Here is a 24,781-nt window from a genome sequence, read left to right as displayed (position 1 = left end):
CGGCTGTTCCCATGTCCAAGCTGCACGCGTCGTCCACCCATCTCGTCCTGATTCCGAGCTACAACCCGGGCGCCAAGGTCGACACGACCGTGCGCAATGCCCGCGCGCAATGGAATCCGGTGTGGGTCGTCGTCGACGGCAGCACCGACGGCAGCGCCGAACGGCTGCAGGCGATGGCCGGGCGCGATCCCGGCCTGCGCGTGATCGTGCTGCCGGAGAATCGCGGCAAGGGCGCCGCGGTGCTCGCGGGGCTCGACGCGGCGGCCGCGAGCGGCTTCACGCACGTGCTGACGATGGATTCCGACGGCCAGCATCCGGCCGACCTGATTCCCGCGTTCATGGCGGCGTCGCAGGCCGCTCCCGACGCGATGGTGCTCGGCGTGCCGAAGTTCGACGCCAGCGCGCCGCAGTTGCGCGTGCAGGGGCGCCGGCTGTCGAACGCGTGGGCCGACCTCGAGACGCTGTGGGCCGGGATCGGCGATTCGCTGTACGGCTTCCGCGTGTATCCGGTCGCCCCGCTGGCGGCGATCATGCGGCGCCAGCCGTGGATGCGCGGCTTCGACTTCGATCCCGAAGCGGCCGTGCGGCTGTGCTGGGCCGGCGTGCGCCCGATCCGCATCGACGCGCCGGTGCGCTATTTCGGCCGCCACGAAGGCGGCGTGTCGCATTTTCACTACGGCCGTGACAACGCGCTGCTTGCGTGGATGCACCTGCGCCTGTTCGCCGGCTTCGCGATGCGGCTGCCGATGCTGGTCGCGCGCCGCCTGACGCGGCGCCGCGACCGGACGGCCTGAGCGAAGGCCGGTCCGCTTTCGTTGCCGGCCGCCGCGCCGGGCGCGGCGATTGCCATGCTTTTCGTCGTCAATCCGGGGCCAGATCGCCGCGTCATGTCAATCTGCTGAGTAATGAGCGTGTCATCCGATGTAAACAACTGGTAATTTTCTGCCGGATTATGCAAAATCGCCGCTCCCAAATACAACTATCGAGGGATTCCGGGATGCAACTCAAGAAAGCGGTGGCGGCGTGTGGCGTGGCGTTTCTGTTGAGCGCGTGCGGCGGGGTGCAGAGCCTTGACGCGAACAGCCTGACGTCGGCGGGGACCAACCTGTACAAGGCGGCGACGCTGTCGGACAGCGACATCGCCGCGCTGTCGAACGAGTCGTGCAAGTCGAGCGACGCCGAATCGAAGATCGCCGCGCCGAACAGCGCGTACGCGAAGCGCCTGACGAAGGTGATGAAGGGCTTCGGCGACATGACGCTGAACGGCCAGAAGATCAACTACAAGGTCTACATGACCAAGGACGTCAACGCGTGGGCGATGGGCAACGGTTGCGTGCGCGTGTACAGCGGCCTGATGGACATGATGAACGACGACGAGCTGCGCGGCGTGATCGGCCATGAAATGGGCCACGTCGCACTCGGTCACTCGAAGAAGGCGATGCAGACGGCGTACGCGGTGAGCGCGGCGCGCACCGCGGCCGGCGCGGCATCGCCGGGCGTGGCGGCGCTGACGAGCTCGCAACTCGGCGACATCACCGAGAAGTTCATCAACGCGCAGTTCTCGCAGACGCAGGAAAGCGCGGCCGACGACTACTCGTTCGACCTGATGAAGCAGAAGAGCATGAACCAGAAGGGCCTCGTCACCGCGTTCCAGAAGCTCGCGCAACTGGACGGCGGCAAGAGCTCGATGATGAGCTCGCACCCGTCGTCGTCGAGCCGTGCGCAGCACATCCAGGATCGCATCGCGAAGGGCAGCTGATCGCACGACGAATCGCCGGCCGTCCGCGCCGGCGATCGGCAAGCGACATGAAAAACCCCACGCCCGTTGTTCGGGCGTGGGGTTTTGTCTTTGGGGCCTGCCTGCGCGCCGGTTACGGCACCATCCCCGGCAGCACGTACGCCTGCACGAGCGTGATCAGCCCGACGATCACCGCGAACAGCAGGCTGTGCCGCACCGTGAAGCGGAACAGCTCCGATTCCTTGCCGACGAGGCCCGTCGCCGCGCACGCGACCGCGATCGATTGCGGCGAGATCATCTTCGCGGTCACGCCGCCCGTCGTGTTCGCGGCGACCGCGAGCGTTTCGGGCACGCCGAGCTGATGCGCGGTGGCCTGCTGCAGCGAGCAGAACAGCGCGTTCGACGACGTGTCCGAGCCGGTCAGGAACACGCCGAGCCAGCCGAGGAACGGTGAGAAGAACGGGAACGCGCCGCCGGTCGCGGCCAGCATCAGCGCGAGCGTCGACGACATCCCCGAGTAGTTCGCGACGAACGCGAACGCGAGCACGAGGCCGATCGACAGGATCGGGCGCGTCAGTTCCTTCAGCGTCTCGCCGAACGTGACGAGCGCGTCGCGCGGCTTCATCCGCAACAGCGCCATCGAGATCAGCGCGGTCACGAGGATCGCGCTGCCGACCGCCGACACGAGATCGAGCTTCAGCACCGCGTCGAGCGCCTTCGGCGTCGCGGCGATCGGCGCGGTCTTCACGACGAGCTGGTCGAGCCCGGCCACGTGAAACTTCAGCACGGTCGACGCGAGCGCGCCGTGCGCGGCGAACAGCGCCTTGAACGGCGCGATGCTCCACACGGTGACGACGGCCGTCAGGATCAGGAACGGCGACCACGCGCGCACGGTTTGCGCGAGCGTGTACGGCGACGCCTGGCGGCTCGTGCCCGCTCCGTTGCCGCCCGCGCCGAATCCGGCGAGCGCCGCGCCGCCGCCGGACGCGACGATGCCGCCGGCCGTCTGCTTCGCGCTGCTCGGCTGCCAGACCTTCAGGAACGCGGCGAGCGACACGAGGCTGACGAGCGACGACGTGATGTCCGGCAGCTCGGGCCCGATGTGGTTCGACGTGAAGTACTGCGTGACCGCGAAGCTGCCGCCCGCGACGAGTGCGGCCGGCCACGTCTGCCGGACGCCGCGCAGCCCGTCCATCATGAACACGAGCCAGAACGGCACCGCGAGCGACAGCAGCGGCAGCTGACGGCCGGCCATCGCGCCGATGTGGAACGCGTCGATGCCCGTCACCTGCCCGGCGACGATGATCGGAATGCCCATCGCGCCGAACGCGACCGGCGCGGTGTTTGCAATCAGACACAGTCCGGCCGCATGCAGCGGCTTGAAGCCGAGGCCGACCAGCAGCGCGGCCGTGATCGCGACGGGCGCGCCGAAGCCGGCCGCGCCTTCGAGAAACGCACCGAACGAGAAGCCGATCAGCAGCATCTGCAGCCGCTGGTCGTCGGTGATCGACAGCACCGACGCGCGGATGACGTCGAACTGGCCGGTCTTCACGACGATCTTGTACAGGAACACCGCCGCGACGATGATCCACGCGATCGGCCACAGGCCGTACGCGAAGCCGAAGCCGGCCGCCGCGAGCGCCTGCGGCACGGGCATGCCGTACGCGACGATCGCGACGCCGAGCGCCAGCAGCAGCGTGATCGCGGCCGCGACGTGGCCCTTCATCCGCAACGCGGCGAGCGCGACGAAAAAGAAGATGATCGGAATCGCGGCGACGAGTGCCGACAGCCCGAGGCTGCCGAGCGGGGTGTAGATCTGGTGCCAAACCTGCATGGTTGTCTCCTCCATGGATTTATCGGGGTACGGGTTTGAAAGCGGATGCGCTATTCGGGCTGGCCGCGGGCGCGCAGCAGGTCGGACAGGCTGCGCGGCGCCGGTTCGAGTGGCGTGCGGTGCTGCGTCCAGCCCAGTTGTTTCGCGGGCGTGAGCGCCCGCAGGCGCGTCGCGGCCCAGCGGAACGCGCGGTACGCGCGCGGATGCGCGAACGCGCCCGACCAGAAGCGCCACACGAGTTCTTCCGTGCGGTGGTAGTTCGCGCCCTGGCCGCGCAACGGATGCGCGACCGGTTCGTCGGGCTTGCGGTTCGCTTCGGTGCGCAGCCGCACGAGCAATTGCGGGATCGGGATGCGCACCGGGCACACCTCGCCGCATGCGCCGCACAGCGTCGATGCGGTCGGCAGGTCGGCCGTCGCGTCGAGGCCGAGCAGGTGTGGCGAGATGATCTTGCCGATCGGGCCCGGGTAGGTCGTGCCGTATGCGTGGCCGCCGATGCGCGTATAGACGGGGCAGTGATTCATGCACGCGCCGCAGCGGATGCATTGCAGCGTCGCGCGCAACTGTTCGTCCGCGTACGCCTGCGTGCGGCCGTTGTCGAGCAGCACGAGATGCAGCTCGCGCGGGCCGTCGCGTTCGCCGTCGCGGCGCGGGCCCGAGATCAGGTTGAAGTAGGTCGTGATCGCCTGGCCGGTGGCCGAGCGCGTGAGCAGGCTCGACAGCGGCACGATGTGCTCGAGTTTCTCGACGACCTTCTCGATCCCCATGATCGCCACGTGCGTGTCGGGCACCGTCGTCGACAGGCGGCCGTTGCCTTCGTTCTCGACGAGCCACAGCGTGCCCGTGTCGGCCGCCGCGAAATTGACGCCGGACAGGCCGATGTCCGCTTCCGCGAACGCGCGGCGCAGCGCGCGCCGGCCGGTCTGGATCAGCTCGTCGACGTCTTCCGTGTAGCGCGCGCCGGGGAGGTGCGCCTCGAACAGTTCGGCGATGTCGCCGCGGGTCTTGTGGATCGCCGGCATCACGATGTGCGACGGCTTCTCGCCGGCGAGCTGCACGATGAATTCGCCCATGTCGGATTCGATGCAGTCGACCCCGTGCTCCGCGAGGTAATGATTCAGCTCGATTTCCTCGCTCGCCATCGACTTGCCCTTGATCACGCGGCGCGCCTTCTTCGCCTGCGCGATGCCGAGCACGATCGCGTTCGCATCGGCGGCCGTCTCGGCCCAGTGCACGTGCACGCCGGCTGCGGCGAGCTTCGTCTCCAGCCGTTCGAGCAGCGCGGGCAGCTGCGCGAGCGCGTGCTGCCGGACGGCTTCGCCGAGATCGCGCAGCTGCTGCAGCTCGGTGTCGTCGGGGAATTGCGTCGCGCGCTTGCCCTGCAGGAAGTCCATCGCGCCGCGAAAGCTCCGGCGCAGTGCCGGATCGTCGAGCGCGGCGCGCGCACGGGTCTTGAAGTCGCCGGGGGCGACGAATTGCAGCGGGTGGTCGCTCATCGCGGCAGGTCCTCGCAAGCGGGGGCGGCCGGCGGCGCGGCCGAATCGGTGACGATCACGACCCACAGGCGGCGCGGGCCGTGCGCGCCATAGGCGAGCGTCTGCTGGATGTCGGACGTCTTCGACGGGCCCGATACCAGCACGAGGTTGGTCGGCATGCCGGCTGGCCAGCGCTCCGCGTGCACGGCGGCGTGCAGGTCCGCATGCAGTGTGTTCGCATGGACGAGCGCGACGTGCAGCGGCGGCACCAGCGACACCGTACGCGGCGTGCCGGCATCGGGCGCGAGCACCAGGGTGCCGGTCGCCGCGATGCCCGAGCGCGCGACGGTGAAGCCCGCGTCGATCGTGTCGAACAGTTCGGTTTTCCACGCGTCGATCGGCCGGTCGAACGGCACGGGCGCGACCGTCTCGGGCAGCGCGCGGGCAAGCGCCGCGGATTCGGCGCGGGCCGCGTCGAGCAGCAGGCGGCGCACGCCGGCGTCGGCCAGACGTGCGGCGAGCTGCGCGGGCCATGCGTCGGCGGTTGCGCACCAGACTTCGGCGTGCGACGCGGCAAGTGCCGTCTGCATCGCCCGCACGCGTGCATCGGCGGCGGGGCCGGCCGATGCACGGCGCGTGTCGTAATGCGCGTCGATGCGTGCATCGAGCGCCGGCGCGGCGTTCGTCGCGACGCCCGGTGCGGCGGCGCGCAGCCGCGCGAGGATCGCGTCGCGCGCGCTCATTTCGATGCTCCGCGCAGCGAGCCGGCGCCAGCCGTGCGGCGCCACAGGAAGCTCGCGAGATGTTCGACGGGCAGCGCCGCGCCGGCCTTGGCCGCGGCGTGGCCGATGTTCAGCAGGCAGCCGCAGTCGGCCGACACGAGCCGGTCGCAGCCGGTCGCGCACGCCGACGCGACCTTGTCGCGCACCATCGCGCCGGAGATGTCCGGATGCTTCAGCGAGAACGTGCCGCCGAAGCCGCAGCATTCGGATTCGCGTTCGTGTTCGATGCGCGTCACGCCCGGCAGCGCGTCGACGAGCGCGACGCCGTGCACGCGCGTGCCCATCTCGCGCCGTGCCGCGCACGACGTGTGCAGCACGACGCGTTCGTCGGGTCCGGCGTCGGCCATGACCGCGTCGAGCTGCACGTCGAGCACATGGATGAGGAATTCGGCGAGTTCGTAGGTCCGCTCCGCGATCGCGCGTGCTTTCGGGCCGTGAACGGGATCGTCGGCGAACAGCGCCGGCCAGTGGTGCCGGATCATGCCCGCGCACGAGCCGGACGGCACGATCACCGGCCACGGTTGCGCGAACAGGTCGAGCTGCGCGGCCGCGACGCGGCGCGCCTCGTCGGGATTGCCGCTGCTGTAGGCCGGCTGCCCGCAACAGCTCTGGCCGCGCGGATAGTGGACCGTCAGGCCCTCGCGTTCCAGCAGGCGGACCGCGTCGAGCCCCGCTTCGGGGACGAACAGGTCGACCAGGCAGGTCGCGAACAGATAGACGTGCGCGGGGGCGGTGGGGTACGGCCGTGGGTTCATGTCTCGCTCCAGAGGCGACGACCCGGCGTGCGGAGCGTCGATTTCGCTGCATAATTCCCCCGTCCGCGCCGCAGCTCAAATTGGTTGGGCCAATCGGGGCGGCATGCATTCCGCGGGGAGACGCGACGATGGCGGCGATGACGGCACGGGGCCGGACCGAAGTGGTGATGCGCAAGATCGAGACGGCACTGCTCGACGGCACGTGGCCGGCCGGCGCGCGGCTGCCGGCCGAGCGCGTGCTCGCGCAGCAGTACGGCGTCGCGCGCAATACGGTGCGCGAGGCGACCCAGCGGCTCGTCGCGCGCGGGCTGCTGCAGAGCCGGCGCGGCGCGGGCGTCTACGTGACCGACCAGTTGCGCGCCGGCATCGCGTCGCCGTGGGGCCAACTGGTCGCCGATCATCCGGCGCTGCGCGACGACATCCTCGAATTCCGCCGCGTGCTGGAAGGCGCGACCGCCTATTTCGCCGCGCTGCGCGCCGATGCGAACGACCGACGCCGGATTCGCGCGCTGCTGCGCGAGCTCGAAACCGCGCACGCGAACGACGATGCGGCCGTCGAAGCCGCGACCGATGCGAAGCTGCACGAGGCGATCGCGCTCGCGTCGCACAACACGATGTTCCTGCACCTGCATACGAGCGTGATCGGAATGTTGCGCGAGCACATTTCGATCAACGTGGCCGGGATGACGACGGAGGACGAGCAGGCATCCGAGTTGCTGTTGTTGCAGCACCGGGTGGTGTGCGACGCGATTTGCGCGCACCGCCCCGAAGAGGCGCGCACCGCGATGCAGACGCATATCGACTACGTGCGCAGCCATTTCGAGCGCAGCGGCGATGCGTCATGAGATTGGTCGGACCAGCGGCTGCGATGGCCTGCGGGGCCGGCCCAATTGACCGGTTCGTCGGGCGCCCACTAGAATCGATCGCAACCCCTTGTCAGCCGCGCGCCGCGGCGATGACGTGCCCATTGATCCGACTGTCGAGGAAGCTTTCGTGCTCACGTCCCTGATCCGGCGCGCACCGGCCACGCCGTCGTGGCGCGCCGCATGCCGCCAGGCCCGCGCGCTGATCGTCTGCGCGCTGCTGCCGCTCGCCGCGTGCGCGACGCATCCGCCCGCCACCTCGCTCGATCGCCCCGTCTCGCACGCGTTGTCGGCCGATACCGCGACACCGTTGCACGCTGCGCTGGCCGCGCCGGAAGCCGCGCATCCGGGGCAGTCGGGCTTCCGGCTGCTGGCCGACGGCGCCACCGCGTTGCAGATGCGCATCGCGCTCGCGCGGGCGGCGACGAAGACGCTCGACATGCAGTACTACATCGCGACCGAGGATACGACCGGCAAGCTGCTGCTCGGCGCGGCGCTGTACGCGGCCGATCGCGGCGTGCGCGTGCGGATGCTGGTCGACGACCTGAACTTCGACGATATCGACCGCGTGATGGCTGCGCTCAATACGCACCAGAACATCGAGATCCGCGTGTTCAACCCGTTCGGCGCATCGCAGCGCGGCGTGGTCGAGCGCACGGCCAACTTCTTCACGCGGATCGACAGCTTCACGCGCCGGATGCACAACAAGGCGATGATCGCGGACAACCAGCTCGCGATCGTCGGCGGCCGCAATCTCGGCGACGAATACTTCAGTGCGAGCCCGACGCTCCAGTTCCGCGATCTCGACGTGCTGGCGGCCGGCCCCGTGACCCACGACATCTCGAAGAGCTTCGACGAATACTGGGCGAGCGCGAGCAGCTATCCGTTGCGGGTGCTCAATCATCAGAAGTTCGATCCGAAGGATCTCGACGCGATGCGCGACGAGTTGCGCGACCACTGGCGCAAGAATGCCGATCCGTACAACGCGAAGCCGCTGAACGCGACGCCGCTCGCACGGCAGATCGCACGCGACGAACTCGAACTCGTGTGGGCGCCGGCCGAATTCAAGGTCGATGCGCCGACCAAGGTCGCGCGGCCGACCGGCACCTACGTGAGCCCGCCGATGCAGCGCCTGGCGGAGCTGACGCGCGGCGCGCAGAAGGAATTCCTCGCGTTTTCGCCGTACTTCGTGCCGCACGACGCCGGCGTGAAGATCCTCGGCGATACGGCCGCGCGCGGCGTGCGCGTCGCGATCGTCACGAATTCGCTCGCGGCGACCGATGCGGTCGCGGTGCAGGCCGGCTATGCGCCGTACCGCGTGCCGCTGCTGCAGCGCGGCGTCGAGCTGTACGAATTCAAGTCGCAGCCCGACCAGCAGCCCGCGCGGCTGTTCGGGTCGCGCTCGCGTGCGAGCCTGCATGCGAAGGCGTACGTGATCGACCGGCAAATCCTCGTGATCGGCTCGCTGAACCTCGACCCGCGTTCCGCGTACCTGAACACCGAGCTCGCGCTCGTGATCCACAGCCCGGTGCTCGCGCAGCAGGCCGAGGCGATCTTCGCGCGCGTGACGCAGCCGGACGAAAGCTACCGCGTCACGCTCGCGAAGCGGACCGACGGCAGCCCGCCCGCGCTCGAATGGACGGGCACCGAAGGCGGCCAGACGACCACCTATCACGTCGACCCGCATGCGGGGCTGCTGCGCAACGTGATGACGGGCATCTTCACGCTGCTGCCGGTCGACGACCAGTTGTAAGGGCGGGAACGGCTCCGGCAAAACCCGCGATACCGGTGCGCGGGGAAAGATGATATGGTTGTGCGCGCAACGATATGGGTATCGTGAAGCGCGCCGGCGGATCGCACAATGCGGGCCGGAACGGTGCGCCGCACCTGCGCGATACGCGGCGCACGCATCGCTTGCGGCGCCGGCAGACGAGGACGATGCGCGGCGCCGCTCGCCGCGGCCGCGCGTCGCCCGCAACCGGAGTTCCCCATGCAACGTGTACCGAACCAGCCGTTCACGCGCCCCGCGCGCTTCTCCGAAGCCGAATGGCAGGCGCGTGTGCAGCTCGCGGCCGCCTACCGCATCTTCGATCACCTCGGCTGGACCGAGCTGATCTACAACCATATCTCGCTGCGCGTGCCGGGCGAGGACGGTCATTTCCTGATCAACCCGTTCGGGCTTCATTACCGCGAGGTGTGCGCGTCGAACCTCGTGAAGATCGACATCGACGGCAACGTGATCGGCCATTCCGACTGGCCGATCAATCCGGCCGGTTTCACGTTCCACAGCGCGATCCATGCGGCGCTGCCCGATGCGCATTGCGTGATGCACGTGCACACGACGCCGACGATGGCCGTGTGCTGTTCGCGCGACGGGCTGTCGTTCTCGAATTTCTATTCGGCGCAGCTGTACGGGAAGATCGCGTATCACGACTTCGAGGGCATCACCGTGCATCTCGAGGAAGGCCGGCGCATCGTCGACAGCGCGGGCGGGCGGCCCGTGCTGCTGCTGCGCAACCACGGGCCCGTGACGATCGGCGCGACGCTCGCGCAGACGTTTTCGCTGATGTGGCTGCTCAACCGTGCGTGCGAGGTGCAGGTCGCGACGCAGGCGATCGGCGATGCGCTGCCGATTGCGCCGCTCGTGCTCGAAGGGTGCGTGCGCGATTCGCTGAATTTCGACCCGAAGCATGGCGCGGGGCAGGACGCGTTCGACGCGCTGCAGCGGATCGTCGACCGGATCGATCCCGGCTATCGTGCATGAGGCGCGGCGCATGCAAAAAAAACGCGGCCGGGTGGCCGCGTGAATACTCGCAGACTCCTTCGGACGAAGGAAACAAGCAACTGTGGAACGAAGTGTAGCGAAAGGCCGCGCATGGATTCAGCCGTCAGGCTGCAAAGGTCTGTTCCAGCGTGACGCAGACTGGCGCGAGCGGCGTCGCGCAGGATCGTCGGCCGTGCGCGGTGCGCCGACAGGCGGTGCGGCGATTCGCAGCATGGCCGTTCGGCGGACTGTCGGCGCGGCGGCGATCGACTACCATCATGCGTAGCGCCCCCGTTCCGGCGGCGTACCACGTCGTACAAGGAGAATCCATGCTCAAGCTGCGTTTGCTCCAGGTCGCGTTATTCGCGGGTGTGCTGGCCGCCGGCAGCGCCGCTGCCGAGACGGTGCGCCTGTCCGCCAGTCTGCAGCCGTCGAGCGAAGTGCCGCCGACGGCGACCAAGGGCTCGGGCGCCGTCGCCGCCACCTACGACACGGCCACCCGCCTGCTGCAGTGGACGGTCACGTACGAACACCTCACGGGGCCGGCCACGGCCGCGCATTTCCACGGGCCCGCGCCGGTCGGCCAGAACGCCGGCGTGCAGGTGCCGATCCCGAAGGACGAGCTGGCGAGCCCCATCAAGGGTTCGAAGGCGCTCACCGACGAGCAGGTCACCGACCTGATGGGCGGCAGGTGGTACTTCAACCTTCATACGAAGGAACACCCGTCGGGCGAGATCCGCGGGCAGATGATGCCGGCGAACTGAGCGCCGGCGTGTGGCGTAGAGGCACCTGTCGAGCGACGCGGGAGCGTTCGCACGTACCATCGTCACATTGCGATGACGGAGTGCGTCCGATGAGTTGGCAAAGCAAGTTCGCCTGCTGGCTGCTGCGCTGGCAGTTTCGTCCGGAAACCACGCGCGAGGTGCTCGACCCCGCGCGTGCCCGGCGCTTTACCGACCTGCGGATGATCGTGCCGCGCCGGGCGCCGTCGGGCTACCGGCTGCGCCAGTGTTACGGCCCGGGCGACGCGCCGCTGCGCGGCGAATGGCTCGAGCGCACCGACTCGAGCGCGGCGCGCGTGCCCGGCCGCACGCTGCTGTATTTCCATGGCGGCGGCTACTACTTCTGTTCGACGAAAACCCACCGCCCGCTGGTGTTCGGGCTGACGAAGCGCGCGGGCGTGCGTTCTTTCTCGCTCGACTACCGGCTCGCGCCCGAAAACCGCTTCCCGGCCGCGCTCGACGATGCGCTCGCCGCGTACCGGCAACTGCTGGCGCTCGGCACGCCGCCCGAGTCGATCGTGTTCGGCGGCGATTCCGCGGGCGGCGGCCTCGCGCTCGCGACGCTCGTCGCGCTGCGCGATCGCGGCGAGCCGCTGCCGGCCGGCGCGATCCTGTTCTCGCCGTGGACGGACCTGGCCGGCACCGGCGACACGATGCGCAGCAACGACGGCCGCGACCCGATGTTCGCGGCCGCCGCGCTGCCGAAGGCCGCGAAGCTGTATCTCGGCGACGCGCCGGCGACGCATCCGTACGCGTCGCCGCTCCATGCGGACTTCGCGGGCTTGCCGCCGCTATACATCCAGGTCGGCAGCACCGAAGTGCTGCTCGACGATTCGCGCCGCGTCGCCGACAAGGCGAAGGCGGCCGGCGTTCAGGTGGAAATCGAGGTGTGGCCCGACATGCCGCACGTGTGGCAGCTGTACGCGCCGATGGTGCCGGAAGCGCGCGATGCGCTCGACCGCGCGGCCGCGTTCGTGCGCCGCGTCGCGGTCGCGCGCGCGGTTCAGCGTGCGGGCGAGGCGTCGATCGTCTGATAGGCGGCCTTGACGGCCACCGAACCGTACTTGCGTTCGAGCCGGCGCACGGTGAAGTGGCCGTGCGCCATCTGCTGGAAGTGGTCGATGAACAGCGTGTTGACGGTCGCGCCGAGCACGGCGCCGATCGCCGGGATCGACTTCGCGGCCATCTGCTCGGTCACCTGCACCGAGAAGCGCGACGCCACCGTCTGCACGAGCTTGAACACGGCCGCCGAGCTGTGCGCGGCGATGCCTTTGGCCGTGATGTCCGACGACGCCTTCGAGATCGCCTGCGCGAGCGCGCCGCGCAGCACGAAATAGCCGAGATCGGCGTCCTCCTCCTGCTTGTCCGGGTTGCCGCCCATGCCGAGCACGGCCAGGCATTGCAGCTGCGTATCGACCGACGTCAGGTCCTCGCCTTCGCTGCGTGCAATGTCGCATACCGAGCGGAAGATCAGCGTGGTCGTCACCGGCAGCTCGACCGGCAGCGCGAGAAAGCCGAACGCGCCGCCCGCCGCGCCGGTCGTCGCGACCGCGAGCTTGTGCAGCAGGTTGCTCGGCTTCTCGGGTTCGGCGTCCGGCGCCTGCGGCTTGCCGAGCGTGCGCAGCGCGATGTTCAGGCACTTGCGCAGCGCGAGCTGCGTCGCATCGTTGATCTTGCCGGTCGCGAAGTCCGGCAGCCGCGCGATCATTTTCTCGACCGGCGCGCCGAGCACGCCCGTCAGCTTCATCGTCAGCGACGGGCTTTCCAGCACCTGCTTCGCGCGCCGCAGCGCGTCCCGATCCTCCGGCGACAGCGTCGCGGCGGGGGAAATTGAAATCGGTTCCATCTCTCTCCTTGGCGTGAACGGGCCCTGAACCCATCGCCAGCCTAGATTACTCCGGCGTGCTAGAATTTTGAGATTCTTTGACTCGGCAAAAGTTGCATCGACAAAAAATGGCCGTCCACACTGCCGCCCACCATTCGAGCGGGCAAGTCCTGCCGTTCCGCGAATCGCTGCTCGCGATGATCGGGATCTCGTTCGTCACCATGCTGGTCGCGCTGGACCAGACGGTCGTCGGCACCGCGCTGCCGACCATCGTCGCCGAACTCCGCGGCTTCGACCTGTATGCGTGGGTCGCGACCTCGTATCTGCTCAGTTCCGTGATCACGGTGCCGATCTTCGGCCGGCTCGGCGACTATTACGGCCGCAAGCCGTTCGTGATCGCGTCGATCGTCGTGTTCACCGGCGCGTCGGTGCTGTGCGGGATGGCCAACGACATGCTGTCCCTCGTGCTCGCGCGGGGGCTGCAGGGAATCGGCGGCGGGATGCTGGTCGGCACCGCGTTCGCGTGCATTCCCGATCTGTTCCCCGATTCCGTCGTGCGGCTGCGCTGGCAGGTGCTGATGAGCTCGGCGTTCGGCATCGCGAACGCGGTCGGCCCGTCGCTCGGCGGCTTCCTGACCCAGTCGTTCGGCTGGCGTTCGGTGTTCTACGTGAACCTGCCGATCGGCATCTTGTCGTTGATCTTCGTGTGGCGCTACCTGCCGCATCTGCGCCACGTCGAGCATGATCGCAAGATGCGGCTCGACTGGCCGGGCGCGCTCCTGATCGCGCTGTCGCTCGGTGCGCTGCAGCTGTTCGTCGAATGGCTGCCGAAGTACGGCGCCGCGAGCTGGGCGTCGCTGCTGCTCGTCGTCGCGGTCGCGGCGGGCATCGGCCTGTGGCACTGGGAGAAGCGCTGCGCGCAGCCGATTCTGCCGTTCGACATGTTCGGCAACCGCGCGCTGTCCGCGCTGTTCGTGCTCGCGATCCTCGCCGGTTTCTCGATGTTCTCGCTGCTGTTCTACGCGCCGCTGCTGTTCCAGGGCGGCTTCGGGATGTCGCCGAAGGAGGCGGGGCTCGTGATCACGCCGCTCGTCGTGTTCATCACGATCGGCAGCATCATGAACGGTCGCGTCATCACGCGCATTCGCAACCCGAACACGATGCTGCACGTCGGCTTCGTGCTGTTCGCGCTCGCGTGCGCGGGCATCGTCGTGTCCACCCACGCGACGCCGGCCTGGATGCTGATGGCGCTGATGGTCGCGGGCGGCATCGGGCTTGGCTTCGTGCTGCCGAACCTGACCGTGTTCGCACAGCAGACGGCCGGCCGCGAGCATCTCGGCATCGCGACGGCGCTCTTGCAATCGTTGCGGATGGTCGGCGGGATGCTGGGCACCGCGCTCACCGGCACGCTCGTCAATCAGATGTATTCGGGCGGCGTGCGCAATGCGCTGTCGGCCGACCAGGCGATGCAGTGGCACGCGCGGCTCGCCGATCCGCAGATCCTGATCGATCGCGCGGCGCAGGGCGGTCTCGTCGCGGAGTTGACGCGTGCCGGGCATAATGGCGCGCTGCTGCTGGAAGCGGCCCGCGAATCGCTGGTCGGCGCGATTCACCTGGGCGTCGCGATGGCGGCGGTCGTCGCCGTGGTGTCGGTGTGGCAGTGCCGTCGCGTGCCGCCGATCGCGCTGCGGCGCAAGATCGAACCGCACGTCGCGGCCGATTGACCGATCGGGCGAGCGATTCGACGACTCAACGATTCACCGGAACGAAATCAGCGCATGGAAGAACAGGACCGCGTCGCGATCTTGCAGCAATTCGGACGCACGTATCGCGCATTCATGACCGCGTTCGAGGCGCACGTCGGGCAGCCGATGCCACGCTGGCGCATCATGGTCGCGCTGCACACGATGGACGGGCATGCGTCGCAGAAGAAGCTCGTCGAGGTGCTGCGCATCGATCCGGGCGCGCTCACGCGCCAGTTGAAGTCGCTCGACGCGCTCGGCTGGATCGAGCGCGAATCGGACGCGCGCGACAACCGCGTGACCAACGTCACGCTGACGGACGCAGGGCGCGCCGCGTTCGACGCATGCCTGCCGCGCCGCAAGGCGTTTCTCGAACAGACGATGGCGCAGCTGCCGGACGACGTGCTGAATGCGCTGTCGGGCGCGCTCGCGATGCTGGAGTCGCGGATCGCGGACGTCGGATCGACGCCGGCGTCTCCCTAAAGGGTAGGCAGGGAAGCCGCAACAAGCATCGGGAGGCGGCACGAAAGGCGCGCGCCCCGGCGATCGTGGCCGGCGCGGCAAGCGGGTCGAACGTGCCCGCCGCCGGCCGGCTTTTCACTTCAACTCATCTCACGTCGTTCACAGCTCGATGCGCGTGCCGAGCAACGCGAGGAACTGCGCGAGCCACGCCGGATGCGCGGGCCACGCGGGCGCGGTGACGAACGGCGCGTCGGTGACGGCCGCGTCGACCGGGATGTCCGCGTATTCGCCGCCCGCGAGCTTCACCTCCGGCGCGCAGGCCGGGTACGCCGAAATGCGCTTGCCGCGGATCACGTCGGCGGCCGCGAGCAGTTGCGCCGCGTGGCAGATCGCCGCGATCGGCTTGCCGGCTTCGGCGAACGCGCGCACGAGCGAAATCACCTTCGGATCGAGTCGCAGGTATTCGGGGGCGCGGCCGCCCGCGATCGCGAGCGCGTCGTAGCGCGATGCGTCGACGTCGTCGAACGCCGCGTTCAGCGTGAACTGGTGGCCGGGCTTCTCGGTGTAGGTCTGGTCGCCTTCGAAATCGTGGATCGCAGTCTTGATCTTGTCGCCCGCGCGCTTGCCCGGGCAGACTGCATCGACGTGGTGGCCGACGGCCTGCAGCGCCTGGAACGGCACCATCGTTTCGTAGTCTTCGGCGAAATCGCCGGTCAGGAACAGGATCTTCTTCGCGGCCATGGCTTTCTCCAGTGAAGCAGCGTTGAAGGCCCGGTCGCGCCGTGCATGACGGCCGCGACGGGCCCCGAGGACGAAAGCGCAGTGTACTCCGGCCGATTGAAGCGCGCGTGACGGCCGCCGCGCGCGAGCGGCGGGGCGGCATCGCGCGCGGCGTGCGTCAGAAGAAGGTTTCGACGACTTCCGTCACGCGGAACTGCGGATCGAGCACGAGCACCTGGCGCCACTTGTCGAACGTCAGGCACGGGTGCGAGATGTCGAACGCGACCATGTCGCCGACCTTCACGTCCGCGCCCGGCGGGATCTGCAGGTACGCGTGCTGGTCCATCATCCCGGTGACGGCCCAGCCTTCGGTGGCGGCGACGTCGCGCGGCGCGGTGTCGCGGCCCGGCCGGAAGTGGCGCGCCGGTTCGGGCAGGCCCGCGTCGAACGCCGCATCGCGCTTGCCGAGCGCGACGATCGCGCGGTCGGCTTCCGGCACCGACTGCACGTACGCCCACAGCTGCAGCGCCGGCAGCAGCCCTTCGCCCATCGAGCGGGCGATCGGGTTGCGCGCGAACACGTCGGTCTGCGCTTTCTTGTAGATGCCGACGTCGTGCGTCAGGTAGCAGCCCGGACGCAGCACGACTTCCGCGAAGCCCGCGTCGGATGCCTTCCTGAATTCTTCCGCGACCACGTCGTACCACGCCGAACCGGCGCCGGACAGGATCGCCGGCGTGCGCGCGAAGCGGCCGGCTTCGGCCAGCTCGCGCGTGAGCGCGACCGCCTGCTGCAGGAACGCGCGGATCTCGCCTTCCTCTTTCAGCACGCCTTCATAGAGCTCGATGCCGGCCAGCTTCAGCGTGTCCGGATAGCGCGCGATCGCGGCCAGCACGGCCTCGCGCTGCGCGGCGTCGCGCACGCCGGCGCGGCCGCCCGGCACGCCAAGCTCGATCAGCACGTTCAGCGATTTCTTCGCGTCGCCGAAGAAGCGGCCGAGCTGGTCGACGCTGTCCGCGGAATCGACCAGACAGAAGAACTCGAAATCGGGATCGGACAGCAGCCCCGCGATGATCGTCATGTTCTGGCGGCCGACCAGCTGGTTTGCGAGCAGCACGCGCCGTACGCCGCCGTGATACGCGGCCTGCGTCTGGTGCGCGGTCGCGAGCGTGATGCCCCACGCGCCGGCGTCGAGCTGGCGGCGGAACAGTTGCGGCGCCATCGTCGTCTTGCCGTGCGGCGCGAACTTGACGCCGTATTGCTGCACGAACGCCTGCATCCAGTTCAGGTTGTGCTCGACGCGATCCTCGTAAAGCACGGCGGCCGGCAGGCTGACGTCTTCCGCGAGCAGGTTCCATTCGAGCCGGCCGGCGTCGCCGAGCGGCACGCTCGCGCTCGGCACATTGCCCAGGCCCTTGCCGAACGGATCGATCGTCGCTTCCTGATAGTTTGTAACTTTCATGTCATCCCGCTCCATCATCACTATGCATTGCACTGAAGTTGACATGCAGATGGTACAGAAAGTAGCATCGGCGCGGTGATGTTATTTAATAACATCAAGTTCCGCACCCTTTCCGTCGATGAACGCGCCCGCTTCCCCGTCCGCTCCGCTTGCCGCCGAGTCTCATCCCGCGCTGGCCGCCCCGCCGGTCCTCGACATCGTCGCGCGGATCGCCGAGTGCGCGCCCGAGCTGCGCGAAGCCGAGCGCAAGGTCGCCGCGTTCATCCTCGCCGATCTGGCGCGCGCCGCGCATGCGAGCATCGGCGCGCTCGCGCGGGATGCGGAGGTCAGCGTCGCGACGGTCACGCGCTTCGCGAAGGCCGTCGGCTGCCGCGACGTGCGCGAACTGAAGGTGCTCGTCGCGCAGGCGGCGGCCGTCGGCCAGCGCTTCCTGGTGCCGTCCGACGACGCGCCGGCCGACGACGCGAGCCCCGCGTCGATGGTCTACGACGAGATTCGCGTGGCGCTCGCGCACAACCACCAGCTGCTGCGCAACACGTCGTTCGATGCGGCGGCCGACCTGCTCGCCGGCGCGAAGATGACCTACGTGTACGGGCAGGGCGGCGGCTCGACCGCGCTGGCCGACGAGCTGCGCTTCCGGCTCGTGCGTTTCGGCCGGCCGGTCGCGAGCTACCAGGACAGCCTGCTGCAGCGGATGGTGGCCGCGACGCTGTCGAGCGACACCGCCGTCGTCGCGTTGTCGGTGAGCGGGCGCGTGCCCGAGCTGCTCGAAAGCTGCCGGCTCGCGAAGCGCTACGGCGCGAAGCTGATCGCGATCACCGCGCCGGCGTCGCCGCTCGCGAAGCTCGCCGACCACCTGATTCCCGTCGTCGCGTTCGAAACCGATTTCATCTACAAGCCGTCGACCTCGCGCTACGCGATGATGATGGCGATCGACGTGCTCGTCACCGGCGTCGCATTGCGGCTCGGCGATGCGGGCCGGGAATCGCTGCGCCGCATCAAACACGCGCTCGATGCGCACCGCGGCGGCGGCGACCGTCAACCGGTAGGAGACTGACCATGCATTCGCATCCCGAAGCGGCCGATACGCTGATCGTCGGCGCGCAGCTGTACGACGGCACCGGCGCGCCGCCCGTCACGCGCGACGTCGCGATCCGCAACGGCCTGATCGCGGCGATCGGCAACCTGTCGAACTGGCTCGCCGAAAACGTCGTCGACGCGAACGGCCGTGCGCTCGCGCCGGGTTTCGTCGACGTGCACACGCACGACGACACGCACGTGATCCGCGCGCCGGAGATGATCCCGAAGATCTCGCAGGGCGTGACGACCGTGATCGTCGGCAACTGCGGGATCAGCGCATCGCCGGTGACGCTTGCCGGCGATCCGCCCGACCCGATGAACCTGCTCGGCGAGCGCGGTGCGTTCCGGTACCCGACCTTCGCCGCTTACGTCGCGGCCGTGAACGACGCGCGTCCGGCCGTGAACGTCGCGGCGCTCGTCGGCCATACGGCGCTGCGCAACAACCAGATGGACCGCCTCGACCGCGCGGCGACCGACGGCGAGATCGCCGGCATGCGCGCGCAGCTCGAGGAGGCGCTCGCGAACGGCGCGCTCGGCCTGTCGTCGGGCCTGGCGTACGGCTCCGCGTTCGCGGCGCCGACCGAGGAAGTGATGGCGCTCGCCGAGCCGCTCGCCCAGGCCGGCGCGCTGTACACGACGCACATGCGCACCGAGTTCGACGCGATCCTCGACGCGATGGACGAGGCCTATCGCGTCGGCCGCCACGCGCAGGTGCCGGTCGTGATCTCGCACCTGAAGTGCGCGGGCCCGTCGAACTGGGGGCGCAGCACCGAGGTGCTCGCGTCGCTCGAAGGCGCGCGCCGCTACCAGCCGGTCGGCTGCGACTGCTATCCGTACAGCCGCAGTTCGTCGACGCTCGACCTGAAGCAGGTGACCGGTGACATCGACATCACGATCACGTGGTCGGAGCCGCATCCGGAAGTCGCGGGCAAGCTGCTGAAGGCGATCGCGGCCGACTGGGGCATGACCGAGCAGGAAGCCGCGCAGCGCATTCGCCCGGCGGGCGCCGTGTACCACAACATGTCCGAGGACGACGTGCGCCGGATTCTGTCGCATCCGGCGACGATGGTGGGCTCGGACGGCCTGCCGAACGATCCGCTGCCGCATCCGCGGCTGTGGGGCGCGTTTCCGCGCGTGCTCGGCCATTACGTACGCGAGACCAACTTGCTGCCGCTCGAGGAGGCGATCCGCAAGATGACGTCGCTGTCCGCGCGCCGCTACGGGATCGCGAAGCGCGGCGAAGTGCATGTCGGCTACCACGCGGATCTCGTGCTGTTCGATCCGGCGAGCGTGATCGACGCGGCGACGTTCGAGAAGCCGCAACAGCCCGCGCACGGGATCGACGCGGTGTGGGTGAACGGCGTGCTGACCTACGAAAACGGCCAGCCGACCGGCGAGCGCGCCGGCGGTTTCGTCGCACGCGGCGAGCGTGTGCCGGCCAGCGCCGACGCGGCGTTCTGAACGCGGCGTGTGTTCCGATCTTCCGCGTGTGCCCAAGCCGGCGCGCGCATCCGTAACCGAAATGTGAGGAGTGAAACGATGAAGCGATATGGCGTAGGCGAAGCGAAGGGGACCGGCGGCCAGGTGATGCCGTTTGCACGCGCGGTCGAAGCCGACGGCTGGCTGTACGTGTCGGGCCAGACGCCGATGGTGAACGGCGAGGTCGTCGAAGGCGGGATCGTCACGCAGTCGAAGCAGACGATCGAGAACGTGATCGCGATCCTGAAGGAAGCCGGCTACGGCCTCGAGCACGTCGTGCGCTGCGGCGTGTGGCTCGACGACGCGCGCGATTTCGCGTCGTTCAACAAGGTGTTCGTGTCGTACTTCGGCGAGAACCCGCCGGCGCGGGCCTGCGTGCAGTCGAGCATGGTCATCGACTGCAAGGTCGAGGTCGATTGCATCGCTTACAAGCCGCCGGTGAAGTAACGCGGCGAGGGCGGAAGCTGTACAACAAGGCCGGTGCATGGACGTGCACCGGCCTTTTGCATTTGGCGAGATCGATGCGAGGGCGAGCAGATGAGCGGAGGGCGTTCAAATACAACTCGGTTGAAGTAGGTGCGAGCGGCCCGGAACTTTGCATTGTGTGACGAAGTTTTTCCAACGGGCCTCGACGTGACACCTGTCTGAGCGGACTGCGACAGCGAGCCGCAGATGCATGGCGCGATTCGCCGGGTACAACCGCCTTTCAATCCAGAGGGCGAGGTGTTTTGATGGAAAGCGTGCGTTGGGATGAGATCGAGGTCTTCGTCAGAGCAGAGGTAGGGCTTGGCAAATCGACGCCGTTGTTCGCCGCCACGAGGCTTTGGGAGGATCTTGGCCAGACCGGCGACGAAGCCGACGATTTCATGGGTCGCTTTTTCGAGCGTTTTTCCGTGGATGCCGGCGACTTCGATTTTCACCGGTATTTCCTGATGGAGGGCGAAGGGGGCTTCTATTCGTTGTTCCGTCGATGGGTGCTCCGAAAACCGCACGCTCTCGAACGGGAACCGATCACGCTGGCGATGCTGTACCGCGCAGCGGTTGAACGGAAATGGGATGCGCGACAACTGACCGAGCTATCGTGAGGAGTCGAGTGAGCAGGTGCGCATGACTTCCGGAAGGCTGAGCGTAAGAGATAGGCGGGAAGGTCAGGGTGATATGCCGTAATCTAACCGGAGGGTATTGGATGTTGTCGATTGATTCCAGTGGGATGGTTGTGACTCCGCGCGTAGTGCGGGCCAGAAAAATCCAAATTGAGCGCGGTGCGATGCAGAGGATTAGTGGGATTGTCGTCCATCAAACAGGTGGTTCGACTGCGGCTTCTGCGCTCAGCAGCTATCGGAATGCGTCGGCCACTGGCGCGCATTTTCTGATTGAAAAAGACGGAACGATTTATCAGACGGCGTCTTTGAAGAAGCAGACTTGGCATGTTGGTCGAATCAAGGCGCGCTGTGTTGCCGAAATGCGTTGCACGCCCGTCGAACTGGAGCAACTTCGACGTTTTGATCCGCGTGGGGAAGACCGGCGGGAGATGCGCAAGGCGGTCCCGGACCGTTACCCGTCCAATACGGACAGCATTGGCGTGGAATTGGTCGGTGAAGCTCTGCCACTGAATGAGCCCAACCCTGATCGACGAACCTACGTCGCGGCGCCGGCTGCTCAGAACGATTCGTTGCGATGGCTTATCCACGCCCTTTCGGTAACGCTACGTGTTCCGGTGACAGAGGTTTTCCGTCACCCGGTAGTATCGCGGAAGAACCGGACGGAGGCGGCGAGAGTGCAATGGTGATTCGGATCGCAGTTTTGATGTTGGCGCTCGCGCTCAGCTACAGCGCGGCTGCGGGCACGCTGCCCAATAGGGTATCGCCTGGCGGCGCGGCACCCGCCGTTGTGCCGGAGTCAGTCGAAATCGTCAGGAACGGTGCGTGGTCGGCTGACATCAGCGGGGACGAAACGGCGGATATGTGTCGCACGTTCGTGCTTCGGCGTGCGGATGTCAGCGCATTTTTCAAGCGTGCGGACCGCGTAACAGAACGGGCGTACAGCCATGACCTGGACGCCGCGCGTTGCTATGCCGAAGGCGAAGCGCGTCTGGCAGGTGGTGGCGCGGCGAAATGGAGGATAGACCAGGCAAGGCGAGGCTTCATTTCCCTGCCCGATGGTCGAACAATCTACCTGTATTGTCCGAAGTGCCGGGCCGACGTATTCGCACCGAATTAGAGAAGCGCGCCTTCCGCAAGCGGGCAGTGTTGGCGGACCGAAATGTCCGCCAGCTCACGCATTTACTGCCGCGCCGTCCGCGCGTTATCCGGCATCGGCTGATTGTAATTCGTGCGGAACGGGTTGATGTCGAGCCCGCCGCGGCGCGTGTAACGCGCATACACCGCCAACTTCACCGGTTTGCACGCATGCAGGATGTCGAGGAAGATCCGCTCGACGCATTGCTCGTGAAAGCCCGTGTGATTGCGGAACGAGATGATGTAGCGCAGCAGCCCCGCGTGATCGATTTGCGGCCCGACGTAATGGATCTGCACGCTGCCCCAGTCGGGCTGCCCCGTGACCGGGCAGTTCGAGCGCAGCAGGTCGGACACGAGCGTCTCTTCGACCGGCGCCTCGTTCTCGCCGTCGGCCGCCGACAGCAGCGACGGGTCGGGTTCGTACACGTCGGTGTCGAGGTCGAGCCGGTCGAGCGACAGCCCGTCGAGCTCGTCCATCTCCAGCTTGCGGAAATCGTGCGCCGACACCAGCTGCACCGATACGCTCGCGCTGCACGCGGCCGATACGTCGCGCTTCAGCACGTCGCGCACCGTGTCGACCGAGTCGAACTTCGACTGCGCGAACGAACCGAGATACAGCTTGAACGACTTCGATTCGACGATGTTCGGCGATTCGGCCGGCACGTAGAACGTCGCGATCGCGACTTGCGGCTTGCCGCGCGCGTTGAGCCACGACAGCTCGTACGCGTTCCAGATGTCGGTGCCGAAGAACGGCAGCGCCGACGTGATGCCGAGCTGCTCGCGCGCGCCGGCGCGCGGGATCGGGAACAGCAGCGACGCGTCGTACTGCGCCGCGTAGACGGTGGCCTTGCCGAGCGGGGAATGTTCGGGATTCATCGTGTGACGCCTTTACGACAGGAAGAGGCGGTAAGCCGGGTTGGCGCTCTCTTCGACATACGGATAGCCGAGCGCCGCGAGGAAGCGTTCGAATTCGGCACGATCGGCCTGCGGCACCTGCAGCCCGACGAGGATCGAGCTGTAGTCCGCGCCCTGGTTGCGGTAGTGGAACAGGCTGATGTTCCAGTCCGGCGCCATCGACGACAGGAACTTCATCAGCGCGCCCGGCCGTTCCGGGAATTCGAAGCGGAACAGGCGCTCGTCGAGCGCGAGCGGCGAGCGGCCGCCGACCATGTAGCGGATGTGTTCCTTCGACAGCTCGTCGTGCGTCAGGTCGACGCTCTTGAAGCCGTGCGACTCGAAGTTCGCGGCGATCTCCGCCGATTCGCCGCGGCGCCTGATCTGCACGCCGACGAAGATGTGCGCGGATTGCGCATCGGCGATCCGGTAGTTGAACTCGGTGACGTTGCGATCGCCGACGAGCGAGCAGAAGCGCTTGAAGCTGCCGCGTTCCTCGGGGATCGTGACCGCGAACACCGCTTCGCGCGCCTCGCCGACCTCCGCGCGCTCGGCGACGAAGCGCATCCGGTCGAAATTCATGTTCGCGCCGGACGTGACCGCGACGAGCGTCTGGTTTTCGATACCTTCGCGTTCCGCGTACAGCTTCGCCCCCGCGACCGCGAGCGCGCCGGACGGCTCGAGCACGCTGCGCGTGTCCTGGAACACGTCCTTGATCGCCGCGCATAGCGCGTCGGTGTTGACCGTCACGACGCCGTCGAGGAATTCGCGGCACAGCCGGAAGGTTTCCTCGCCGACGAGCTTCACCGCGGTGCCGTCCGCGAACAGGCCGACTTCGCTCAGCTCGATGCGCTCGCCCGCGTCCAGCGACTGCGCCATCGCGCACGAATCCTCGGCCTGCACGCCGATCACCTTGATCTCCGGGCGCACCGCCTTCACGTACGCGGCGACGCCGGACGCGAGCCCGCCGCCGCCGATCGGCACGAAGATCGCGTGGATCGGACCCTGGTGCTGACGCAGGATCTCCATCGCGATCGTGCCTTGGCCGGCGATCACGTACGGATCGTCGAACGGGTGGACGAACGTGAGGTCGCGCTCCTGCTGGACCTTGACCGCGTGCGCGTACGCATCGCTGTACGATTCGCCCGCCTGGATCACCTCGACGCTCGGGCCGCCGTGCGCGCGCACCGCGTCGACCTTCACCTGCGGCGTCGTGACCGGGACGACGATCACGGCCTTGACGCCCATCCGGGCCGCCGAGAATGCGACGCCCTGCGCGTGGTTGCCGGCCGACGCCGTAATCACGCCGCGCGCGAGCGCGTCCGTCGGAATGTGCGCCATCTTGTTGTACGCGCCGCGCAGCTTGAACGAGAACACCGGCTGGTTGTCCTCGCGCTTCAGGTAAACGGCGTTGCGCAGCCGGGCCGACAGGTTGCGGGCCGGTTCGAGTTCCGTCTCGATCGCGACGTCGTAGACGCGCGCGGTGAGGATTTTCTTCAGGTAATCGTGGGATGCCATGGGCGCTCGCGTGCAGTGCGGATGCAGACGGTAAAGGGTCAATGATAGCGCCAAGGGTCCGCCCGCACGCAAGCGGCATGCCGGGCGGGCGGCTGCGGGCGGCCGTGTGTGCGTGCAGGCAGCGGATGCGCGCCGCCGGGCGCAGCATTTTGCCGGCGCTCTTTACCGTTTAACCGCATGGTTACCGACCGGACGGACGGCGAATGGTCGGACGAAACCGCGCCGAAGCCCGCCCGGCGCGGCTCGCGGCGATAGCCCCACGACCTGTCCGGCGTGTCACGGGCTGCCCGATCATGGGTTAGAATTCCGTTTTGAATCAAGGATTCGGAAGATGCAGAGGCACCCACGGATCGCACCGTTGAAGCCGACGCC

24 protein-coding genes are annotated in these 24,781 nt (G+C 67.9%); 15 read left to right on the top strand and 9 right to left on the bottom strand.

The features are described from left to right. Positions 1-11 precede the first annotated feature (11 nt). Together GJG85_RS14590 and GJG85_RS14585 are read left to right on the top strand one after the other, a co-directional pair. The gene (locus tag GJG85_RS14590; protein ID WP_050016685.1) at positions 12-794 is read left to right on the top strand and encodes a glycosyltransferase family 2 protein; all 783 of its coding nucleotides are present in this window, start codon (positions 12-14) and stop codon (positions 792-794) included. Between the two features lie 203 nt (positions 795-997). Next, positions 998-1,759 carry a M48 family metalloprotease gene (locus GJG85_RS14585; protein ID WP_050016683.1) on the top strand — a complete coding sequence of 254 codons (762 nt, stop codon included), beginning with the start codon at positions 998-1,000 and terminating at the stop codon, positions 1,757-1,759. Positions 1,760-1,871: 112 nt separating this feature from the next. On the opposite strand, the gene GJG85_RS14580 is transcribed toward GJG85_RS14585, so the two are convergent. From GJG85_RS14580 to GJG85_RS14565, 4 genes are read right to left on the bottom strand one after another with little or no spacing between them, the layout of a single operon-like run. After that, positions 1,872-3,572, bottom strand: a complete 1,701-nt coding sequence (locus tag GJG85_RS14580) for a lactate permease LctP family transporter (protein ID WP_050016681.1) — start codon at positions 3,570-3,572, stop codon at positions 1,872-1,874. Positions 3,573-3,622: 50 nt separating this feature from the next. After that, a complete protein-coding gene (locus GJG85_RS14575; RefSeq protein ID WP_050016679.1) occupies positions 3,623-5,068 on the bottom strand; it encodes a LutB/LldF family L-lactate oxidation iron-sulfur protein in 1,446 nt (481 codons plus the stop codon). Further along, the gene (locus GJG85_RS14570; RefSeq protein ID WP_050016721.1) at positions 5,065-5,790 is read right to left on the bottom strand and encodes an LUD domain-containing protein; all 726 of its coding nucleotides are present in this window, start codon (positions 5,788-5,790) and stop codon (positions 5,065-5,067) included. The genes GJG85_RS14575 and GJG85_RS14570 overlap by 4 nt, the downstream gene beginning before the upstream one ends. Continuing rightward, the gene (locus GJG85_RS14565; RefSeq protein ID WP_050016677.1) at positions 5,787-6,584 is read right to left on the bottom strand and encodes a (Fe-S)-binding protein; all 798 of its coding nucleotides are present in this window, start codon (positions 6,582-6,584) and stop codon (positions 5,787-5,789) included. The genes GJG85_RS14570 and GJG85_RS14565 overlap by 4 nt, the downstream gene beginning before the upstream one ends. Before the next feature lie 128 nt (positions 6,585-6,712). Here GJG85_RS14565 and GJG85_RS14560 point away from each other — a divergent pair, with 128 nt between their 5' ends. From GJG85_RS14560 to GJG85_RS14540, 5 genes are all read left to right on the top strand, one after another. Further along, complete coding sequence (locus GJG85_RS14560) at positions 6,713-7,429, top strand: FadR/GntR family transcriptional regulator (protein WP_050016675.1); 717 nt, start codon at positions 6,713-6,715, stop codon at positions 7,427-7,429. A gap of 148 nt (positions 7,430-7,577) precedes the next feature. Beyond that, positions 7,578-9,200: a phospholipase D family protein gene (locus tag GJG85_RS14555; protein WP_050016719.1), complete on the top strand. Its 1,623-nt coding sequence runs from the start codon at positions 7,578-7,580 to the stop codon at positions 9,198-9,200. Between the two features lie 237 nt (positions 9,201-9,437). Beyond that, the gene (locus GJG85_RS14550) at positions 9,438-10,211 is read left to right on the top strand and encodes a class II aldolase/adducin family protein (protein WP_050016673.1); all 774 of its coding nucleotides are present in this window, start codon (positions 9,438-9,440) and stop codon (positions 10,209-10,211) included. A 329-nt stretch (positions 10,212-10,540) separates the two neighbouring features. Beyond that, the gene (locus GJG85_RS14545) at positions 10,541-10,975 is read left to right on the top strand and encodes a CHRD domain-containing protein (RefSeq protein ID WP_050016671.1); all 435 of its coding nucleotides are present in this window, start codon (positions 10,541-10,543) and stop codon (positions 10,973-10,975) included. An 89-nt stretch (positions 10,976-11,064) separates the two neighbouring features. Further along, positions 11,065-12,027 carry an alpha/beta hydrolase gene (locus GJG85_RS14540; protein ID WP_204383420.1) on the top strand — a complete coding sequence of 321 codons (963 nt, stop codon included), beginning with the start codon at positions 11,065-11,067 and terminating at the stop codon, positions 12,025-12,027. Here the strand turns inward: GJG85_RS14540 and GJG85_RS14535 are convergent. Then, positions 11,997-12,839 (bottom strand): EcsC family protein, encoded by an 843-nt coding sequence (locus GJG85_RS14535; protein WP_124557572.1) that lies wholly within the window; start codon positions 12,837-12,839, stop codon positions 11,997-11,999. The two genes, GJG85_RS14540 and GJG85_RS14535, sit on opposite strands and share 31 nt — an antisense overlap. A gap of 107 nt (positions 12,840-12,946) precedes the next feature. Here GJG85_RS14535 and GJG85_RS14530 point away from each other — a divergent pair, with 107 nt between their 5' ends. Next, a complete protein-coding gene (locus GJG85_RS14530; RefSeq protein WP_204383419.1) occupies positions 12,947-14,542 on the top strand; it encodes an MDR family MFS transporter in 1,596 nt (531 codons plus the stop codon). A 54-nt stretch (positions 14,543-14,596) separates the two neighbouring features. Further along, entirely contained in the window at positions 14,597-15,043 is a 447-nt protein-coding gene (locus GJG85_RS14525; protein ID WP_124557571.1) for a MarR family transcriptional regulator, read from the top strand. 138 nt (positions 15,044-15,181) lie between these two features. On the opposite strand, the gene GJG85_RS14520 is transcribed toward GJG85_RS14525, so the two are convergent. After that, on the bottom strand, positions 15,182-15,763 hold the full coding sequence (locus tag GJG85_RS14520; RefSeq protein ID WP_050016662.1) for a DJ-1/PfpI family protein: 582 nt from the start codon (positions 15,761-15,763) through the stop codon (positions 15,182-15,184). Positions 15,764-15,920: 157 nt separating this feature from the next. Continuing rightward, complete coding sequence (locus tag GJG85_RS14515) at positions 15,921-17,201, bottom strand: amino acid deaminase (protein WP_050016660.1); 1,281 nt, start codon at positions 17,199-17,201, stop codon at positions 15,921-15,923. 118 nt (positions 17,202-17,319) lie between these two features. Here GJG85_RS14515 and GJG85_RS14510 point away from each other — a divergent pair, with 118 nt between their 5' ends. From GJG85_RS14510 to GJG85_RS14485, 6 genes are all read left to right on the top strand, one after another. Continuing rightward, positions 17,320-18,258: a MurR/RpiR family transcriptional regulator gene (locus GJG85_RS14510; RefSeq protein ID WP_050016658.1), complete on the top strand. Its 939-nt coding sequence runs from the start codon at positions 17,320-17,322 to the stop codon at positions 18,256-18,258. A 2-nt stretch (positions 18,259-18,260) separates the two neighbouring features. After that, on the top strand, positions 18,261-19,742 hold the full coding sequence (locus tag GJG85_RS14505) for a D-aminoacylase (protein WP_204383418.1): 1,482 nt from the start codon (positions 18,261-18,263) through the stop codon (positions 19,740-19,742). A gap of 78 nt (positions 19,743-19,820) precedes the next feature. Continuing rightward, positions 19,821-20,207, top strand: coding sequence for a RidA family protein (locus GJG85_RS14500; RefSeq protein WP_050016655.1), 387 nt, complete (start codon positions 19,821-19,823; stop codon positions 20,205-20,207). Positions 20,208-20,491: 284 nt separating this feature from the next. Beyond that, the gene (locus tag GJG85_RS14495) at positions 20,492-20,845 is read left to right on the top strand and encodes a DUF1493 family protein (RefSeq protein ID WP_050016653.1); all 354 of its coding nucleotides are present in this window, start codon (positions 20,492-20,494) and stop codon (positions 20,843-20,845) included. A gap of 101 nt (positions 20,846-20,946) precedes the next feature. After that, positions 20,947-21,549, top strand: coding sequence for a peptidoglycan recognition family protein (locus GJG85_RS14490; RefSeq protein WP_080334356.1), 603 nt, complete (start codon positions 20,947-20,949; stop codon positions 21,547-21,549). Then, positions 21,543-21,980: a hypothetical protein gene (locus GJG85_RS14485; protein ID WP_124631943.1), complete on the top strand. Its 438-nt coding sequence runs from the start codon at positions 21,543-21,545 to the stop codon at positions 21,978-21,980. Before GJG85_RS14490 ends, GJG85_RS14485 begins: the two co-directional genes overlap by 7 nt. 62 nt (positions 21,981-22,042) lie before the next feature. On the opposite strand, the gene queF is transcribed toward GJG85_RS14485, so the two are convergent. Further along, positions 22,043-22,873, bottom strand: a complete 831-nt coding sequence (gene queF / locus GJG85_RS14480; protein ID WP_204383415.1) for an NADPH-dependent 7-cyano-7-deazaguanine reductase QueF — start codon at positions 22,871-22,873, stop codon at positions 22,043-22,045. A gap of 12 nt (positions 22,874-22,885) precedes the next feature. Further along, a complete protein-coding gene (ilvA, locus tag GJG85_RS14475) occupies positions 22,886-24,409 on the bottom strand; it encodes a threonine ammonia-lyase, biosynthetic (protein ID WP_050016647.1) in 1,524 nt (507 codons plus the stop codon). Between the last annotated feature and the right edge of the window lie 372 nt (positions 24,410-24,781).

Origin of the sequence: Burkholderia sp. MS389 (assembly GCF_016899425.1) — a bacterium.
In the GTDB taxonomy this organism is placed as follows: domain Bacteria; phylum Pseudomonadota; class Gammaproteobacteria; order Burkholderiales; family Burkholderiaceae; genus Burkholderia; species Burkholderia sola.
The sequence above is the reverse complement of the archived record's forward strand: the minus strand, read 5'-3'. Positions and strand labels throughout refer to the sequence as shown.